Annotated in this window: 17 protein-coding genes; 6 read left to right on the forward strand and 11 right to left on the reverse strand. The window is 59.9% G+C overall.

Annotated features, from left to right (window positions below):
- Positions 1-93: 93 nt before the first annotated feature.
- From FHS94_RS17760 to FHS94_RS17780, 5 genes are read right to left on the reverse strand one after another with little or no spacing between them, the layout of a single operon-like run.
- The gene (locus FHS94_RS17760; protein WP_184060405.1) at positions 94-1,641 is read right to left on the reverse strand and encodes a type IV secretory system conjugative DNA transfer family protein; all 1,548 of its coding nucleotides are present in this window, start codon (positions 1,639-1,641) and stop codon (positions 94-96) included.
- Positions 1,641-1,925 carry a hypothetical protein gene (locus FHS94_RS17765; RefSeq protein ID WP_184060407.1) on the reverse strand — a complete coding sequence of 95 codons (285 nt, stop codon included), beginning with the start codon at positions 1,923-1,925 and terminating at the stop codon, positions 1,641-1,643. The genes FHS94_RS17760 and FHS94_RS17765 overlap by 1 nt, the downstream gene beginning before the upstream one ends.
- Positions 1,926-1,930: 5 nt before the next feature.
- Positions 1,931-2,533 (reverse strand): methyltransferase domain-containing protein, encoded by a 603-nt coding sequence (locus tag FHS94_RS17770; RefSeq protein WP_221234868.1) that lies wholly within the window; start codon positions 2,531-2,533, stop codon positions 1,931-1,933.
- The gene (locus FHS94_RS19505; protein WP_184060409.1) at positions 2,530-2,757 is read right to left on the reverse strand and encodes a conjugal transfer protein TraD; all 228 of its coding nucleotides are present in this window, start codon (positions 2,755-2,757) and stop codon (positions 2,530-2,532) included. The genes FHS94_RS17770 and FHS94_RS19505 overlap by 4 nt, the downstream gene beginning before the upstream one ends.
- A 16-nt stretch (positions 2,758-2,773) precedes the next feature.
- The gene (locus FHS94_RS17780; RefSeq protein ID WP_184060411.1) at positions 2,774-3,100 is read right to left on the reverse strand and encodes a conjugal transfer protein TraD; all 327 of its coding nucleotides are present in this window, start codon (positions 3,098-3,100) and stop codon (positions 2,774-2,776) included.
- A 170-nt stretch (positions 3,101-3,270) separates the two neighbouring features.
- Here FHS94_RS17780 and traA point away from each other — a divergent pair, with 170 nt between their 5' ends.
- A complete protein-coding gene (gene traA / locus FHS94_RS17785) occupies positions 3,271-6,102 on the forward strand; it encodes a Ti-type conjugative transfer relaxase TraA (protein ID WP_184060413.1) in 2,832 nt (943 codons plus the stop codon).
- Between the two features lie 189 nt (positions 6,103-6,291).
- A complete protein-coding gene (locus FHS94_RS17790; RefSeq protein ID WP_184060415.1) occupies positions 6,292-6,945 on the forward strand; it encodes a hypothetical protein in 654 nt (217 codons plus the stop codon).
- Here FHS94_RS17790 and FHS94_RS17795 read toward each other — a convergent pair.
- The 3 genes from FHS94_RS17795 to FHS94_RS17805 form a co-directional block, all read right to left on the reverse strand.
- Positions 6,938-8,851 (reverse strand): ATP-dependent helicase, encoded by a 1,914-nt coding sequence (locus tag FHS94_RS17795; RefSeq protein ID WP_221234869.1) that lies wholly within the window; start codon positions 8,849-8,851, stop codon positions 6,938-6,940. The genes FHS94_RS17790 and FHS94_RS17795 overlap by 8 nt on opposite strands.
- The gene (locus FHS94_RS17800) at positions 8,851-10,557 is read right to left on the reverse strand and encodes an ATP-dependent nuclease (protein ID WP_184060419.1); all 1,707 of its coding nucleotides are present in this window, start codon (positions 10,555-10,557) and stop codon (positions 8,851-8,853) included. Before FHS94_RS17800 ends, FHS94_RS17795 begins: the two co-directional genes overlap by 1 nt.
- A gap of 142 nt (positions 10,558-10,699) precedes the next feature.
- Positions 10,700-11,590: a hypothetical protein gene (locus FHS94_RS17805; RefSeq protein WP_184060421.1), complete on the reverse strand. Its 891-nt coding sequence runs from the start codon at positions 11,588-11,590 to the stop codon at positions 10,700-10,702.
- 436 nt (positions 11,591-12,026) lie between these two features.
- Between FHS94_RS17805 and FHS94_RS17810 the strand changes: the two genes are divergently transcribed.
- From FHS94_RS17810 to FHS94_RS17825, 4 genes are read left to right on the forward strand one after another with little or no spacing between them, the layout of a single operon-like run.
- Positions 12,027-12,602 (forward strand): recombinase family protein, encoded by a 576-nt coding sequence (locus FHS94_RS17810; protein WP_093008072.1) that lies wholly within the window; start codon positions 12,027-12,029, stop codon positions 12,600-12,602.
- Entirely contained in the window at positions 12,599-14,062 is a 1,464-nt protein-coding gene (locus FHS94_RS17815; RefSeq protein WP_184060423.1) for an N-6 DNA methylase, read from the forward strand. Before FHS94_RS17810 ends, FHS94_RS17815 begins: the two co-directional genes overlap by 4 nt.
- Positions 14,052-14,972 carry a hypothetical protein gene (locus FHS94_RS17820; protein WP_184060425.1) on the forward strand — a complete coding sequence of 307 codons (921 nt, stop codon included), beginning with the start codon at positions 14,052-14,054 and terminating at the stop codon, positions 14,970-14,972. The genes FHS94_RS17815 and FHS94_RS17820 overlap by 11 nt, the downstream gene beginning before the upstream one ends.
- 12 nt (positions 14,973-14,984) lie before the next feature.
- Entirely contained in the window at positions 14,985-15,464 is a 480-nt protein-coding gene (locus FHS94_RS17825; RefSeq protein WP_184060427.1) for a hypothetical protein, read from the forward strand.
- Positions 15,465-15,590: 126 nt separating this feature from the next.
- On the opposite strand, the gene FHS94_RS17830 is transcribed toward FHS94_RS17825, so the two are convergent.
- The 3 genes from FHS94_RS17830 to FHS94_RS19825 form a co-directional block, all read right to left on the reverse strand.
- Positions 15,591-16,085 (reverse strand): hypothetical protein, encoded by a 495-nt coding sequence (locus FHS94_RS17830; RefSeq protein WP_184060429.1) that lies wholly within the window; start codon positions 16,083-16,085, stop codon positions 15,591-15,593.
- Positions 16,086-16,472: 387 nt separating this feature from the next.
- The gene (locus FHS94_RS17835) at positions 16,473-17,501 is read right to left on the reverse strand and encodes a DUF3427 domain-containing protein (RefSeq protein WP_184060431.1); all 1,029 of its coding nucleotides are present in this window, start codon (positions 17,499-17,501) and stop codon (positions 16,473-16,475) included.
- Between the two features lie 190 nt (positions 17,502-17,691).
- Positions 17,692-18,234: a thermonuclease family protein gene (locus tag FHS94_RS19825; protein ID WP_184060433.1), complete on the reverse strand. Its 543-nt coding sequence runs from the start codon at positions 18,232-18,234 to the stop codon at positions 17,692-17,694.
- Positions 18,235-18,244 lie beyond the last annotated feature (10 nt).

Here is an 18,244-nt window from a genome sequence, read left to right on the forward strand (position 1 = left end):
CCTCATCTAACGCCGGTGTAGGCTTTCTCTCTCTGTATGCTGATCAGCATCTCGGGATGGTCACTTGGGATCAGAGCTGATCGCGTCTGCGGGTCACGCGGGATCATGAAGGCCGGCGAACTCACGTTCGGCATAATAGCGGACTTTCCCGACAACGAGCGGGTCCTGGCCTTGTCGCAGCAGCAGGAGGCTGTCGGGATCCATCCGCATGATCTCATCAGGCGTTGCCAGCCGGCGAGCAGAGACGTGACCACTCACGCTTTCCGAGTACGAGCCTTTGTCAAGGATGCTCACCGGCCTAGATGACCCCGTGGTGGTGTATTCGATGGTCGTATCGCCGAGGGTGCGCGAGAGCATGTCGGCGGTGTGGACGTCGTTGACACCGAATGCCTGAATGACGCCGGCGTTGGACATGAAGGTACCCGAACGCTCACCGTAAGTAGCTTTTAGCTGGTGCATGTCCTGGAGGATCGGCCAGAGCTGCATGCCATAGCCTGCCATCAGTCCCATCGCGCGTTCCACCGGTTCGAGACGACCCAGCGCGGCAAACTCATCGAGCAGGAACAGGACCGGGCGCTGGGGGCGGGCAGGGGAGCGGGCCATGTCGGTCACCGCTTGGGCCACCAGCAGACGTAGCCAGCGGGCATAGGTGTCGAGCCGGTCGGGTGGCAGGCACAGGAAAACGGTACCGGGTCGCTCCTTGAGGTCCGCGAACCGGAAGTCGGACGCCGACGTGCTCTCGACCAGCCGCGGGCTGTCGAGGAAGTGGGTGTGGCGCTGCGCCGAAGACAGCACGCCTGCCGCTTCACGATCGGACTTGCCGAGCTGTCGATTGGCAGCGCCCGCGATCAGGCCATGGGCGCCGGTGCTCGCCTGCATGTCAGCAAGGAGGCCCGAGAAGCCGGCGGGATCACGGGTCAGCTTGTCGCGTACCGTTGCCAGCGTAACCCGACCGGGCGCCTCGTGCACGACGGTGTGCAGGATGATGCCAGCGATCAGTGCCTTGGCTTCCTCGTTCCAGTGAGCATCACCCGACTGGCCCGGAGCATCGTGCACCAGAGCATCCGCGATCGTCTGCGCATCTTCGGCGAGATCCGGACTACGCGGGTCCAGCCCCGCCAGCGGGTTATAACGGGCGGCAGGGCGCCCTGAGACGCGAAAGGGGTCCAGACACCACACTGGACCCTTCATGGCCCTGGTGCGAGCTGTAATCCGGGCATTCTCGCCTTTGGGGTCAATGCAGATCACCGAACGGTCGAGCAGCAGCAGGTTGGGAATGATCGTACCCACCCCCTTGCCCGATCGGGTCGGGGCCATGGTGAGGAGGTGTGCGGCACCATCATAGTGGAGCAGTTTGCCCGACTTGCCCGAGCGGCCGATAATGAGATCGCCGGACTCTTCCAGCTTGCGCGCTTCCGCCCGCCCACCGAAGCGGGCCGAGCCCATCAGCGTGTTACCGCGGTTGCCGCCCCGGCGATTGAACTTGAACGCGGCGAATAGAACCAGGCCCGCAAGAAGGAGCGGCACGGTGCCCGAGATCTGGCCAACGCCGAAAATGCCCTTGAGCCAGGAAGTGCTGATCAGCGCCACGATAAATGCGACGCTCACCGCCCACATCGGGCCGATCCGACGGGGTGGCATCAGTGAGCGCCTGCCAGTGGTGTGATCGCAAGGTTCGGATCGGCAGCCGGGACATCGAGGAGCTTTCGGACGATCTGCGTCATCAGCTCGGGTGGTACCCGTTCGTCGAGCAGCATGGCGAAGAGCGCGTCCTCATCGGGCTCGAACCTGATACCCTCGATCACATGGTTGTGGCGGGAGTCCTCGTCCGCCTCGCGCCATGCCGCGACCTCGGCGGGCGTGCCGCGCACATAATCCAGCGCGCGCACCTCTGCCCGGATCGCCTCGATGTTCAATGCCGCCATGGTTACTACTCCCGCACTGCCAGCCACACGTAAGCAACCGGATCGGCGTCGATGAACTCGATCGATCCGAACCCGGCCGCACTCAGAAGATCGCGATATTCCTCGGGTGCCAGGCTGGCATGAAACAGTGGTTCGCCCTGCCATTCACCCCAGGCCACAGCGGCATCCGGTCCGGCGGTAAACATGATCGGACCGCCCGGCCGGACCAGCTTCGCGAAGCGCGGGATCATGGCCCGCTGATCGTCGACGTTCAGATGGAAGAAACTATGCCAGGCGATGATGCCGGCGAACCTTTCCGGGGGATCGAAGCGGCGCATGTCGTCCACCAGCCAGGTGCCGTCCGGTAGCGCCGTGCGAGCATGACGAATGAGGCTGGCGGAACTGTCCACTCCGGTAACGGCAAACCCGCGGCGCAGCAGCTCGGCAGCGATCGGGGCACCGCCCCCGCAGCCCAGGTCGAGGATCGTGGCACCGGGAGCGAGAAGGCGAGTGAACAGGTCGAGCCATTCGGTCTCGATGAGCTCGGTGCCACGTGCGGCCAGCCAAACCGGTGCCGTGCGTTCGTAAAGCGGGATGATGTTGGCAGCGCCGATTACCGGATCGATCACCCTGCCATCTCACGAGCTTCCTCTTCCGCGTCAAAGGCCCGTTTGCCGCGCCGTTTCCAGAGCGCGAGCGTGTCGCCGGCATCATCGCCGCGAGCGCGTCCGACCAGCTCCAGCAGAGCTCCGTAAATGGTCGCGCGATCGTCCTCGGTAAGCTCGACCAGGCCGGCTTTCTGAACGAGACCGCCCAGCTCGATCAGGTGACGGGTTCGCTCGCGACGTTGCACGACCCAGCTCCGCGTATCAGTCCGAAACCGGGCCGCTTCCAGGCGCCGGGTCAACGCCCGATTGCGACGTACCGCTGTCGTCAATGCTGTCAGTCGCTCGCCCAGCCTTGCGCCTGCGCCGTTGAAAGAAAGCGGCGCCTTTCGCACGCCATGCCTCCTTTGCTTGCGGATCGGTGGAAGCAACGGCGTCGAGCAGTACGCCGGCGAGGGTTTCCGCATCGAGCGCTTCGGCTCCGGTCGCGGTGACGAGTTGGCCGAGCTGCTCGATCCGCCTGGCCTTGAGCGCCCTGGCCTTGTCGCCGAGTGCCTTCAGTTCCGCGTCATAGTCCCGCACCTTGCGCATGGTGCCTCCATCTTCCGCGTGGATACCGGCACAGCCTAGCAAACCAACGGGGCAGGGCAACCCAGATCAGGAAGCGAGAGCCAGTCAATCGGGGAGAGCGCAGCGAAACGTGAGTGCGCGCTTATACGTCGTTGCCGACGTGCGCTCAGAAGTGCAGAATGCAGAACAGGATGGCGATCTACCACTTCAGCGCCAAAGTGATCAGCCGTGCGAACGGCGCCAGCGCCGTTGCGGCAGCGGCCTATCGTTCCGCATCCGAGCTCTATGACGAGCGGCTAGGACGAGACCACGACTTCTCTAACAAGACCGGCGTGATCCACTCCGAGGTGCTGTTGCCGAAGGGCGCTCCCGAGCGGCTCGCAGACCGCACGACGCTCTGGAATGAAGTGGAAGCAGGGGAGAAGCGCAAGGATGCGCAGCTCGCCCGTGAGGTCGAGTTCTCGATCCCGCGCGAGATGAACCAGGAGCAGGGCGTCGCGCTTGCCCGCGACTTCGTGGATCAGCAGTTCGTCAGCCGCGGCATGGTCGCCGACCTCAACGTGCACTGGGACAAGGCAGAGGATGGCAGCCCCAAGCCGCATGCGCATGTCATGATGACGATGCGCGATGTCGGCCCGGACGGGTTCGGGCAGAAGAACCGCGACTGGAATGCAAACGCGCTGCTGGAGGGCTGGCGTGAGGCGTGGGCGTGCCATGCCAATCAGCGGATGGCGGAGTTGGGGATCGACGCTCGGATCGACCACCGTTCCTATGCCGACCAGGGTATCGAGCTAGAGCCACAGCACAAGATCGGGCCGGCGGGCATGCGCCGGCTGGAGCGTGATGAGGGGGCTGAGCGTGCTGAGGACCATCGGCGGATCGCGCGCGAGAATGGCGACAAGATCGTCGCCGACCCGAGCATCGCGCTCGACGCGATCACGCGGCAGCAGTCGACCTTCACTACCCGCGATCTGGCGACGTTCGCGTTCCGGCATTCGGACAGCAAGGAGCAGTTCGACCAGGTGACGGCAGCGGTGCGCGCCAGCCCGGAGCTGGTGGCGCTCGGCAAGGACGGGCGCGGGGAGGACCGGTTCACCAGCCGTGACATGATCGCGACCGAGGCGCGGCTGGAAAAGGCCGGCGACGAGCTGGCACGCCGCGACGGGCACGGTGTGTCGGAGCGGCAGCGTGCGGGCGCGCTGGAGGCGGCAGAGGGGCGGGGGCTTACCCTGTCGGGTGAACAGCGCGATGCCTTTGACCATGTCACCGGCGGGCAGGGGCTTGCCTCTGTCATTGGCTATGCCGGTACCGGCAAGTCGGCGATGCTGGGGGTCGCGCGCGAGGCATGGGAGCGCGAAGGCTACACCGTGCGCGGCGCGGCCTTATCGGGCATCGCGGCCGAGAACCTGGAGGGCGGGTCAGGGATAGCATCGCGCACCATTGCCAGCCTGGAGCATGGCTGGGCGAAGGGTCGTGACCAGCTCGGGCCCAAAGACGTTTTGGTAGTCGACGAAGCGGGGATGATCGGTACCCGCCAGATGGAGCGGGTGCTGTCCCATGCGCGCGACGCCGGTGCCAAGGTGGTGCTGGTCGGTGACCCCGAGCAGCTTCAGGCAATCGAGGCAGGGGCAGCATTCCGCTCGATCGCGGAAGGTCATGGCGCGGCCGAGATCACCGAGGTTCGCCGGCAGCGTGAGCAGTGGCAGAAGGACGCAACCAGAGCGCTGGCGACCGGGCGCACAGGGGAGGCGCTCAACGCCTATGCCGCGCACGACATGGTCCATGCGTTCGACACGCGGGAAGCGGCGCGGGCCGGTCTAGTCGATGGCTGGGATCGGCAGCGTCAGGCCGAGCCGGGCAGCACGCGGATCATTCTTACCCACACCAATGCCGAGGTGCGGGAGCTCAACGAGGAAGCGCGTGGCCGGCTGCGCGCCAGCGGCGACCTGGGTAAGAATGTCGGGGTCAGCGTTGATCGCGGGCAGCGTGACTTTGCACCCGGTGACCGCATCATGTTCCTGCGCAACGAGCGCTCGCTTGGCGTGAAGAACGGCACGCTTGGCACGCTGGAGCAGGTCAGTGATGGCCGGCTGGGTGTGCGCCTCGATGGCGGGCGCCAGGTCGCGTTCGATCTCAAGGACTATGCCGCGGTCGACCATGGCTATGCGGCAACCTTCCACAAATCGCAGGGCGTGACCGTTGACCGGGCCCATCTTCTCGCGACGCCCGGCATGGACCGGCACAGCGCCTATGTCGGGTTGTCACGGCACCGGGATGGCGTGCAGCTCCATTATGGCCGGGACGACTTTGCCGACCAGGGCAAGCTTGCGCGGGTTCTGTCGCGCGACCGGGCCAAGGACATGGCGGGCGATTACCCGATCCTGTCCGACGAGGATCGGCGTGAGGTGTTTGCCGAGCGGCGCGAGATCCGGTGGCCGCAGCGTCCGCGGGATCGGGGCCGTGGGCTTGCCTCAGGTGTCGCCAGAGGCGTGCCGGCGGGTTCCGCACCAAAGCCGGCACCAGTTACCCGGGAAATTGTCGCGCAGCGCTGGAAGGCGGAGCACGCCCGCCAGCTGGTAAGGGTGCAGGCGAAGGCACAGCGGGCACTGGAGAGGGCAGGGGGGATGCATGCCCGTCACGACGCCGTCAGGGCAGCGCACGCCCGCACACAGCCGTCTCCGCCAGCCGGGCTGCTCGCGGCACTCAGGCGCTCGTCCTACGAAAAAGCGCGGGGGACGTGGGAGAAGACGGCGCGGCTGCTGCAACAGCGCTCCCGCCAGCTTGCCGGGCGCATCGACCGGCTTCGTGAGTATCTGGGCCCGGTCACCGGGCGCCAGCGGCACCGCGGTGACGAGCTCGCGCAGCGCCGGGTCGCGCGTGAGCAGCCTGACCTCGCCAGAGCATATGAGGCGCTGGTGCGGGAGCAGCGTGTCGAGCGGGCCCGCCAGCAGGAGCAGGAACGCGAGCGGATCAGGCAGCGCGATAGAGAGCGTGGCCGCGGTGACAGGGGGAGGGGACGATAAGGAATGGCATGATGACGGACCAACTCTGCTGATCCGGGTCGAAACCGGTCCCGGTTCTGAGCGATCCTCGCCAGCTAACAACCTGTCGATTTCGGCTGCGTAAGCCTGGCATCTCATCGTGCGGAGGGAAGATGCCGATTAGCCTAGACACGCTGAAACATTTGGATCAGTTTCGATTTCGACCTACTTATGCAGCAAATCTACCAATCTGGCTACATGGCTCTGCCAAGCACGCGGCTAAACGGTGTCGCTGCCTGGCAAGTAGGTCAATTGGTTCACGACCACTCTCAGCTCCCCGGAGCACATAGGACACCTTCCGCAGAGTTAGGCAATGATGTTCTCTCACACGCCAAGGGTAAATATGGAGAACTAGCGTTCTTTGACTGGCTATTAGAGATCGGCCTGACGCCAGATCACACGCCTTTTAGGGGTGACTACACGAAGAAGGTTGCAGAGGACGACTTCATTGTAAATGGGCACAGGCTCGAGATCAAAAGTAAGATGCGCTCGGATGCGAGCCCATTTCCGCCAAAAGCGACATACAATGTGAACATCGGGAAGCAGGAAATAGAGAACGCCCTGCACATCTTCGTCGAGATAAGCGGCAAGCGGCCCCTTGAAGAAGGGCCGTTGGCAATTATACTTGGCTGGGCGACGCCCGCGCTGATCCGTGCGCGGGGACAACGCACCTGGCCTGGCAAGGTCAGCGCTAACGGTAGGTTCACCTTTAAGCGACACGACTGGGACTTAGCCATCAGTGATCTTTTAAAGCCCGAGCTTCTTGTAGACGAGTTGCGAGCGCCTCGCGCAGACCGTACCAACGCCTGCACTGGCTTTAAATGACCTCCATCTCCGTTAAGAACCTAGATGGACTCTTAGCCCAGCCGTCCATCCGGTTTGAGTAGGTCATTGTAAGAGTCTCTTGCGTTCTAGTAATCGCGACGAAGCAGTTGCGTCTCTCTTCTTGCATCTCTTTAGAGTCGAAACCTTTCTTAACAGCCGACCAGCTGGGAAGCTGGTCCTCAATTAACGCCACTAGATAGACATGGGCGAACTCTAAACCTTTAGAAGCGTGGATCGTAAAACAGGGAATAGCGCCTGCCGCAGGCAGAGCAGACTTAGATCGCAGGTCTAATTCTTGGAGAAGGAGGTGCAAAGTGACTTCGTCCCTGCCGTACTGTGCACAGATCTCTTGGGTTAACTCAATCCAAGTTGCCTTCTCGCTCGGATAATCGTCGAAGATCGTATCCTGTGTTGGGGCAGCCTCAGGGAGGCGATCTAGCCACGCAAACGCGGAGGATAAGAAATTCCAGAAGTCCAGGCGGTCCACTAAAGCCCGAACCGGCCCGTCAACCAGCAAACGCGTATCGGCGGCAATTGCATCTCGTGCTAACACTGCTGCAATCCAGGCCCGCAAATAATCACCGTTCATCGTCGAGGCGGCTGAGATCACATCACCAGTATCAAGGTCTATACCCTCTAAAGCGGAGAACGCCTTATTGGCTTTGCGCAAGCACTCGCGACTACTACGTGCGTTTGCAAGTCGTAGGATAGCATGTACCCACTGCAGCGGGGCGCTCTCAAATTCATTCTTTCGTGCGCCAAGATAGCCGCTAAGGCCTTGCGCTTCTAGCGCGGCTATAACCCCCTCCAAAGCCTTTCTGGTTCGAGCTAAAACCGCGCAATTACTTCGATATGGCTCGGGCCTGGACGCGATGTCAGCAGCCACCCACGATGTCTCACCTGCGAAAGTGTCAAAGCGTTGTACCCGGATAACCTCGTCCTCCGAATGCGGACGATGCGCTTTCAAAGCCAACTTACCCTCAGAGCGCTCGAAGTTGTGCGATATCAGCTTGTTTGCTAACGCCACTACAGCGGGCGGACAGCGATAATTGTCGGGTAGCTGAATAGTGGATACCCTAAAGTCCTTCTCTAAAGCGCGAAGGCGGTCAGGACTCGCCCCGTTCCATTGATATATAATCTGGTCGTCATCTGCGACAGCGAAAAGGTTGCGAGTCGCCGGATTGACTATATGGCACAAAATGTGGTACTGCGTCTGATTAGTATCCTGAAACTCGTCAATGCATACGTAAGGGTAGATGCGTTGAATCTGTCGTTTTACATTTGGACGCGTTTCAAGGAGATTGAGAGCCTCAGCCATCAGGCCAGGAAAGTCCAGGGCATTGCGCTCAATCATAAGGCGCCGATAGCTTCTATACACTGAAGCTAGAGCACCTGTCTCCTGGACACCCCCTGCTTCCAGTGTAGATAACGCTTCGTCAGGCTTCACATTGTTCTCAGTTAGGCGATTGACGAGAGGTAGCAGACGTTCGCTGGAAAGCTGGCTACGCGTCGAGTGATCCTCGACGGCGGCTATGGCTTCTTCAAGCAACGAGTGCCGATCTCCATCGTCCACTAACATGGTAAAATCGGGACGCAGTCCGGAATGCTGCCCATGTTGGCGAACAATGTCCGCAGCAAAGGAATGAAAGGTGGTGAGTAGAGTACGCTGCAGCGACCCGCTCAACAGGTCGCCAACTCTCTCGCGCATTTCCGCTGCCGCTTTATTGGTAAACGTGAGAGCGAGAACCTTAAAGTGTTTATCTTGCGTGGCGTCGATCAGTCTTGCCAGGCGGTAGGCCAAAACCCTGGTTTTCCCGGAGCCGGGTCCGGCCAGGACCAACAACGGGCCGTCGTTCCATTCGACCGCGGCAAGCTGGTTTTCGTTTAAAGTGGAGAGATCCAGCATCAAGCCGCCTCCTGCGCCAGCTTGATAGCCTGAATTATGGTGTTCTTCAAAATCTCAGGCACTCCAGCGGCTCCTTGTTCTACGATTCTCTCGGCGACCTTGAGGGCAGCGGCGGGCTTCCCGCCCTTGGCCTGCGCCTTGCAAACCTGCGTCCAATAATCGAGCGTTCCCGGGGAGGCTAGAATGCTATGTCTTTTCTGCTCGGACACGTTCTCTTCGTAGATGCTCCCATAACCCTCTACGGAGAGGTATACCTCCATAGGGCCATGATCTAGCATAGCTATATGATCTACTGCCGATCGGGTGCCTAAACAGTCAGTCGCTGTCGCCTGATAGGCCGATCCTGCTGTGTCCCTGTCCACTAAAACAAACCACGCAATGCCAAACTCGTCTGCGAGCGTGATGTATTTCTCTAGGCCAACCTGAGCGAACTCTACAAACGATACGCCCTCGCCATAGAGGTCGTGTCCCATCGTACGAGCACACTCCATCAAAAGCTGCCCCTCCGTTTCACCCTCAACAAGGAGCCAGCATCTAGAAAATAGCAGACTGCCACGTGTCGCACGCACCTTGTAATCAAGCTTTCTTACGTCGTCCGGGCTTAGTGCGGCAGACCTGAGCGACTTGACCTGAATATGACCATCTTTACGATGAAGACGCCTGATCTTCGTGAGGGGAACACCTGCCAACAGGTCGCCCGAATGAGTGGTGATTATTTTCTGCCCGCTCAAGGACTGCAGCATCTTGCCGACGGCCTGTATAGCCGATGGATGCAGATGGGCCTCCGGCTCCTCGAGAGCGAGGAGTGGAGTAGCAGATGTGCCATATCCATCAGCCAACCGGCTCTTCAGGAACGCATCAAATAGGCAAATCACAGCCAAGCTCTGCGTTCCGTTCCCATGTCTCATGATCGGGATCTTCGCCCCTGTACGCGCAGATAGGCTGACTTGAGTACGAGAGAGAATGTCGAAGACGCGAGCTGGAAGCGCCTCAATCAAAACAGGATCGGATGAACCAGATGGCAGAAGTGATGTCGCCCTTGCGAGATGAGTTTTCACTTCGTCAAACGCGGTGTGTTTCTCTAATATCTTCGCGTTGAGAGCAGCAAGAGCCTCTTCTAGCTCACGCTGGTCCTCGGAACTTAGACTGAGGCTTTTAACAAAAGGGCCCCAAAACTGCGAACGGGGTTTGAACTCCTGTGCGGCATCCCGAAGGGAGGCAAGGTAAAAGTTGGGCACCAGCTGTGGAAGGTTGCTTAAGGCCCTACCAGTTTTGGCAGGTGAAAGAATATTTCCCGCACTGTCCAAAAAAGAATGGTCTGTAACATAGTCATTCAGGGTGTCGTCAAAATGGCTGCTTACCCTCAGGGTCACCGAGTTTCGATCGCCAAGGTCCTGCGTGACGCCCTCTAGAAGCTGGAAAACCTCGTCGGGCCACTCAAGGCCCGGCGTCTCCTCGAAGTGGAGTGTGACCGCGATTGGAGGCGCCTGCCTTGGATCAGCTGTTTCATCGTCCAAGTGGTAATCGTACTCCGAAAATGGGGACGACCGGCGACTAGCTGTTCTAGCTAGACATGCCCGAACAGCATCAAGGACGGAAGTCTTGCCGGCGTTGTTCTCGCCAATGAGAACGCAAATGTCATCAAGGTCGATGGTAAAGCTAACAATTCCACGAAAGTTCTCGATCTTGACGCGCTTGAGTAACATTACCATCTCCAGAACTGCGTTAGACCGTGCGTGGTCGCCAGAGCAGCTGTTAAACTCGGAACCTAGACAAAGTAGTGGGGAGACGAACCGGCTGACGCCTTGTACTATAGGGCAGGTGTGAATGGGCGCTCCCTTGTGTTCCTCACGTTGATGTCTCGCCCGAAGGGCTGGAGTTGAAGTGTGTCAGGTCGGACTTGCTCATCCACCGGCGGAATTGAAGCCTTTGAGCCTGTCCGAAGATGTCTTCGTATTCGGCTTCGCCGAAGAAGTAGATGTGCTTCTTTCCCATCTGAATATCGCGGGCATCGCCGATTGTGATGCCGTAACGCTTAGTCCGCGGTGCCTCTTGACCAGCACCTAAAAGAGCGCGACTCTGAGTAGGCCTCCACGTCTTCGTCATGAAAAAGGCGTCATCCTCAAACGGCTTACCAACCTTAAGTCGCCGAGAGACCATCAGACCCTTAGCGGGCGTTTGACCGGTATTCTTCAAATAGAATTTTACGGTTACGCTGGGACTAGGTCCTTTAAGGTCAACATCAATTACTTCTATGCCGAACACAAGGTAGGCACGAAGCCCAATTCTGGACGACTTGTCCGCGATTCTGTTTGCTTTCCTCGCGCGTGCAAGAGCCTTTCTGCCTTGGCTCAAAGTTGCCACGAGAGCGAACAGACCTAACGCGCTTAGTAAGGCTCCAACTGCTGTGAGGCGCATCGACCACTCGCTGGCCCAGGCCGCTCGTTCACCGGCTACAGCTGATCGCCATTGCGCGCACAGGTCAGCCTCTTCGTGGCCCCTCGGATTTGAGCAAGGTCGCCTTCGCTCTAAAGCCGAAGAGTGCAGACCATTCTTGGACGGCTCAGCTAAGCCTGGATCATCGGCTGCGAAACGATAAGTCGGGATTCGCAAGCTACTTCCAAGGTGCTGGTCCGTCCCAATGGAGAAGCCGAGACCGAACGCGAGGATCAGGGCCACAACGATACCGATGAGCGCCATGATCCAATGTGGTGCCGGAGGCTCGGCCTGCTGCTTCATTGATTAATCCAGGAGATTTGATGAGAGGCATCGATTTGGCCCGAGCGTCACGACACGTTACAATCTGTGACTCTGAAATGTCGACCATCACATGGCTTATGATGCTCGCTAGCTGCTAGTGGCCTAAGCGCAGGAGCGACGACGCTCAATTAGGGGAATGGAGGGCATGATGGCTGGGTAGCGTACGTCCCTATACCGCGCCAGCACGTCTGTGGGCTTGACTGCCTATGTATCGGGCAAGCACTTCGGAGCGCTTTCCTGATCTTATTGCTTCGGATAATCATTCGACGCTTCACCGAAATACGGCGGTTTAACGGGGAGCTGACCCCTCTGGTCAGCGTACCCCGTCTGTTCTTTTCTATTGTCTCCGAAAACGCTCTCTTGTACGCGTCTCCGAAATCCGGGGCTGCCGGTATGAGTTTTCGGAGGTTGAGCCTTGTTCGTCGGCTATGCACGCGTCTCGACCCGCGATCAGAACCCAGCCTTGCAGCTCGAGGCTCTTCGTGGAGCCGGCTGCGAGAAAGTCTTCATGGAGAAGGCGTCGGGCGCGCAGCGCGACCGGCCTGAGCTGCAGGCTGCGCTAGAGTACCTCCGCGCCGGTGACGTGCTGGTAGTGTGGAAGCTTGATCGCCTTGCCCGGTCCGTTCGTCAGCTGGTCGAGACGGCGGAGCTGCTGCAGGGGCGCGAGATCGGTCTGAAGGTCCTCACCCAGGCAATCGACACAACCAGCCCGGGCGGGCGGCTAACCTTTCACCTGCTCGCGGCCATTGCTGAGTTTGAGCGTGAGCTAACCCTCGAGCGCACCCAGGCTGGGTTGGCTCATGCACGTGCTTTAGGACGTCGAGGTGGTCGTAAACCCTCGATGGGCGAAGCTGAGATCCGGCGTGCCAAGGCGATGCTGTCTGATCCGTCTATCACGGTTGAGGAAGTCGCGAGGCAGATGGGGGTTCAGCCATCGACGCTATACCGGCACATACCAGGTGGCCGTAGCTCGCTCGGGCAGGCAGCATGACCGTGCGTCTGTCGCAGAAGGAGGCCGGCGCCTATTACACCCCCAACGACGTTGTATCTGCCCTCGTCAGCTGGGCGGTACGGCGAGATGGGGACCGCATGCTTGATCCAAGCTGCGGCGATGGCCGCTTCCTGGTCGAGCACTCAAATAGCGTCGGGATCGAGCAAGACCCTGTGTCAGCTCATGTGGCGATCACCCGGGCGCCAGCGGCCCTCGTGCACGAGGGTGACTTCTTCCAATGGGCCGAGGCCACGGCTGAACGCTTCGAGTGCACAGCCGGCAATCCGCCTTTCATCCGCTATCAGACCTTCAAAGGCGCAGTCCGCGCTCGAGCGTTAGCTCTGTGTGCAGCACAGGGAGCAACCTTCAGCGGGCTGGCCTCCTCGTGGGCACCGTTTCTGGTCGCGACAGCGGGATTGTTGAAGCCGGGAGGCCGCATGGCGTTTGTCGTGCCGGCCGAGATTGGGCACGCTCCTTACGCCGCACCGCTGCTCGAGTACCTCGTGGCCCACTTCAAGCGCGTGCAGCTCGTCGCCGTCCGTGAAAAGCTGTTTCCAGACCTGTCTGAGGACTGCTGGCTTCTCTACACCGAAGGCTTTGGCGGCACGACGGACCACATCGCGTTCACCGTTCTGGACCGTTTCGCGTGGTCTGCCCGGCCGCCTAAGCAGGCGGAAAAGATACCGCTCAGCGAATGGCGCGAGAATTGGAACCGGCGGTTGCGGCCTTACCTGCTGCCCGCTTCGATCCGGGACGCATACCGCACCATAGCTGGCGATCCTGGCAGCCATCGGCTGAGCAGCTTTGCTAGCGTCGGGATCGGCTATGTCAGTGGCGACAACGGCTTCTTCCACCTTCGACCGTCAGAGGCGAAGCGCTGGAAGATCCCAACTGCATATCTCCACCCAACGGTGCGGACGGGGCGCATGCTCGCTCAGCGATCAATCACGCCCACTACGGTCGCAGCATGGCAAAAGGCGGATGAGCCGGTCATGTTACTCCGTCTGCAGCGTGGGCAAGAGATCTCGCCATCGGTGCGCCGCTATCTCGACAGCAGTGCGGGTCAGGAAGCACGGCAGGGCTATAAATGCCGCAACCGTGAACCCTGGTACGCGGTCCCCGATGTCCAGGTGCCCGATTTCATCATGAGCTACATGGCCGGTCGTAGCGCCAACCTCGTGCAAAACTCGGCAGGTGTGACCTGCACAAATACGGTGCATGGCGTTCGCGTGCGCGATCGGACGCTGGCGACCAAGCTATTGCCAGGCTGGGGGACCCCCCTCTCCCAGCTCAGTTGCGAGCTCGAGGGTCATCCGTTGGGTGGTGGCATGCTGAAACTGGAGCCGCGGGAGGCGGGCCGCTTGCTGTTCGCGCCATCAGGCGCAATCACGCCGGCGAGCGCATCGGCGCTGGAAGAGGGAATTTCGATCATGCAGCGCTGGCGTCATTATGGCGGGTGAGGTTTGCCGTTGGACGACCCAAGCTCAGGCTCTTTCCGCTTTCGCGGACTTCACCGGCAAGACGCAGAGCGCCAGCCACATCAAGCCTCTCCACTGGTACGTTGCGTGCCGGCTGGTGCTCGAGGGCGGCTTCGATCCCGACGACATTACGCCGCGACCGCCATTCAGGGTTGAACGCCGGTCCGGTCGACCGCCGGTCCTCCATTATGATGAGGGTCGCGCTGGCGGGGGCGAGCGTACCATTCTCGGGGGCCTCAAAACCAAGAACGTCGATGTAGTGGTCACACGCGACGGTATCGGGCCAGTGCTGGCCGTTTCGTGCAAAGGGGTGACCGGGGCCTTTCGCAATCTCACCAACCGCATGGAAGAGACAATCGGCGAGTGCACCAATCTGCACATCACCTATCCGGCTCTGGTTCTGGGATACCTCGTTCTCTTGCGCGCAAATCGGCAGGCAGAGGAGTTGCTGGAGGAAGTGGGTGAGGCCGCGGGTACCGAACCTGAGAAGGTTCTGGCGGCGAATGACCTGGCGCTAACGGCTGGGGGTGATCCAGTCGCCGGCATCATGCGCTTTCATAATGCCCTCCGCGAACTGGTTGGGCGCCGCGGCATCCGCAATGACGTGAGCCGATACGAGGCTATCGGCTTTGGCATGGTCGAAATGAAACCCGGCGCTCGAGGCGGCCTGCTTGATCATTATCCGGAGGACGACAGTGTGCTCCGCATCGAGCGGTTCTTCAACACGCTCTATCTTCGCTATGATGAGCGCTTCGTGACCAGCGCACCGGATCTCGCCAGCAAGACGCGCCGGCTCGAATGGGCTGCGGACTCCCCTGCCCTCAAAATTGCTGGTCTCGACTATGAGGGACGATCGGTGCCAGTCACGCCGGCCCAGGAAGCAGAGAGCTGAGCATTGTCTCCGTTGGAGGTGATTGCCGCGAAGCGGGCCCATCTGGCTCGGCTTGCGAATGAGGGAGGTGCTGCCGGAGAGCAGCAAGCAATCCTCTCCATGGAGCAATGGGTTCCTCGCCCGAAAGGCCCAGGCTTGCGGGTTCTGCTTGAGGAACTGGCTGAGACCGGGATCGTCATTAAGGCATCCAGCTTCGACGCGCTCGCTATCCCTCACCCTATCGATCTCGCCGATCGGACGCAGGTTCGAGCCTGCCTTTCCACAATCACCTTTGTGGAAATCAAGGCCGCTAATCAGCCGCGGGTACAGCCCGACTTTGCCGGGTTCTTCTTTGCGCTGACTGAGAGTGAGATCGCCGCGGCCGACCAGCTTGGCTCCCGGCATCGTGTTGCTTTGTTCAACAAGCTGACCGGAGAGCTGCTGCTCACGTCGGTCTCGGAGATCCTTGCTCGTACCAAGTCCATGAACTGGCAGCTGTCGGTTCAACTGTAACGGCAGATCGTGGAGAACGTCCTATCTTCACGCCCGCCTCGCACCTGCATGTGTCACGGCGATCAATCGAGGCCTGGAGGTTGCCGCCCTCCAAGCCTCGTTTGCGTTTGGCACAACAGCCATAACTCAGCCTCGGATGGTGATTTCCACAGCGGACGGGTCAACTCCGAACGTTGCAGCCAGAGCTGCTTTGGCTTGCGTGATGGTCAATCCCTGTGACGGCGGCACCGTACCAATCTTCGCCTCCGGCTCGGGCATAGGCTTCCAGTCAAGAGCGTCAAAATCGATGTGCCCTTCATAATCCTCGACGGTGTAGAAGCGCACCGGGTTACGTCCTTCCCACTGCTCGCCAACATCGACTGTTGCATATTCGCTAAATAAGATGAGCCACCGGCCGTCATGGTCGGTTGATGACACCACGTCAGACACTTTTCCGACCATGAACGCGGAGCCATGTGCCTCGTTACCTTCCGCCTCGCGCGTGTTCGCGTTTCGGCAGCAAACGACATACTTACACCCTTTGGCTCGATTGCGATCGAGCGTCCACGACTGCGTTCCGCCAACAGCTAAAATCGTTGCCACCGACTTGTAAGTAAGGACCTGAACGACATTATCCGACATACCTGCCTCCTGTTACAGCCTTATCGACCGCGGCGAGGTATATGGAAGGTATAGGTGACATTGTCAAAATGTATTATAAGCTGTAGATACCTTTAGCGTCTTTCTTCAACCGCGGTGCGCCTCCTAACGCGGGCTGGCCCTCAACCTGCCCGACGCCCGGAGAGGCTTCGATCTAAGCACAGTTTGCCGCCCTCGCGCAGTTCGACCATCCATCGCATCAATCGCTCGGCGAACTTATCTCGTCGGTCTCATATGCTGATGCCGATTCCAAGAGAGTCAGCGATGTTGTGACCGATGGCTCGAAGTTCCGCGTGCATCTTGTCAGCAGACTAGCCTGGATCAAGTCTGATATTCACATTGACACGCTCCGCTCCCCATCAAGAACACTTAAGCCATGCTCGCTCGTGCACGATACTGGGTTTCAATCAGGAACAGCTTCTCTCTCATACTCCCAAATATCGAGTAGCTGCGCGCCGAGGCTGCCTCGCGGTTAAAGGCGAACACACGGCACAACTCGAACTGATCGGCATGCTTCTCCGAAAAAGCTACTTCGTTGGGTGAAACGAGAAAGTCTGCGGTTTTGGTACCAGTGGTCGTTTTGACCTCGATATACTTAGACTGGCCGTCGAGAAAGAAGGATGCAATGTCGTACCCGGCACCGTCACCCTTCAGCACCGAGGTATGCTCCACCTGAGCGGCAAGATCGCTACGCCCCGCCTCAATCAACCGTGCACGTTCGCGCTCTAGCACCAAGAGCTCACCAGCAAGACCAAGCGCACGCGACTGGTCGGAAGATTGGTATCGAAGCTTGCGTGCCTTGAAGCTACCTGTCGGTTCGCCGGGCGGAGTTGCCGTGGTCGGCGGCTCCTCCTCAATCAGTGACTCGGCTTCCACACCGTTCGGTAGAATGGCGGTGTCATTGTGGTCGGCTACTTCGGTTGCCAGCGTAAGCTGCATCGCACTGAGCACCGGTTCAGGGATAGGCCAAGCGAGCAACTCCCAGGCGACGTGCGCAGGCTGAGCCCGGTCCACATCGTGATCATGGTATCGTAGGGGGCCGAGATAGGTGAACGGCGGAGCTACGCCACCACGCATTCGATTGGTTCTGAGGAACAGGTGGACGGTGCTTGCCTTAGCGTCGTGGCGGATCAAGTCGGCAATCACGGGGCTCGAGAGATCCTGCTTCGGCTGCGACTGCCAGCGCAGGATACCTTGATCGTTGATGCTTTCATCAAATTGGTGTGCGCCCTCTTGCTTGCCGAGGGTTACGAACAGCACAAAATCGCGTGGCTGATTAGGTATTCGGATGATGCCACGAATACCCCACATACCGGCGCCGGTAGCGAAGGAGGAGCTCGGATCGAAGATGTCGTGAACCGCGCGACGATCATAGTCACCATAGAGCTCTAGCGGCATGCGTGTTTCCATTGAAAAGGGCGAGAGCTCGTATGGCCAGTTTGGTCGACTTGTCGCAACCGCGGACGAGTGCAGGTGCATGCCTGGCTAATTAAAGGGTCATTGCTCCTGTCGTCCAAGGCGACTTGTCCGCCGTTATTCAAACCGGCGTACGAGATCGGATTGCAGCAACTCAAACGAGAAGCGTCTGTTAGAACAGCGCCGCAGAAGGGCACGTTCGGGCTATCCGACGAGCGTTGTCCCAATTGCTCTTGTAGATCGCGTGGCTGTGTTCGAGCTGGTAACAGGAAAGATCGCCACGGTCCCCTGACACTGCCGCCAACGTTCGCCCATAACGATCCTGCCCAAACCGATTGATCCGTAAGCTTCCCACCATCGCGCGCTCAAGGCTGGCCTTCGAGACGTAAGGGTCCCCTGGCGCACAAACACGACCGCTCCTGCAATGGCCCGGGAATTCTGGAGCATCGATGCCCAGCAAGCGGATGCGCTCGCCACTGCAGCGGATCGTGTCGCCGTCCGTGACTGTGCATCCAGACACGACGTCATCGTAACCAGGTCGTAGGCCTGACTGGTCCGCGGTTGATACAATCCCGATAAGGCCCCCGATGAGCGCCGCTGCTCCGAGCAGCAAACCATAGAGCAGATTAAATCTTAAGCGCTTGCGCCTCTCTTTGGCCCGGTAGTGCTCGCCTAACTGGATCGGGATGGCCCTGAAGGGTCGATTGAAACTCATCGCTCTAATA

The organism is Sphingomonas aerophila, from assembly GCF_014199305.1.
Classification (GTDB): Bacteria; Pseudomonadota; Alphaproteobacteria; order Sphingomonadales; family Sphingomonadaceae; genus Sphingomonas; species Sphingomonas aerophila.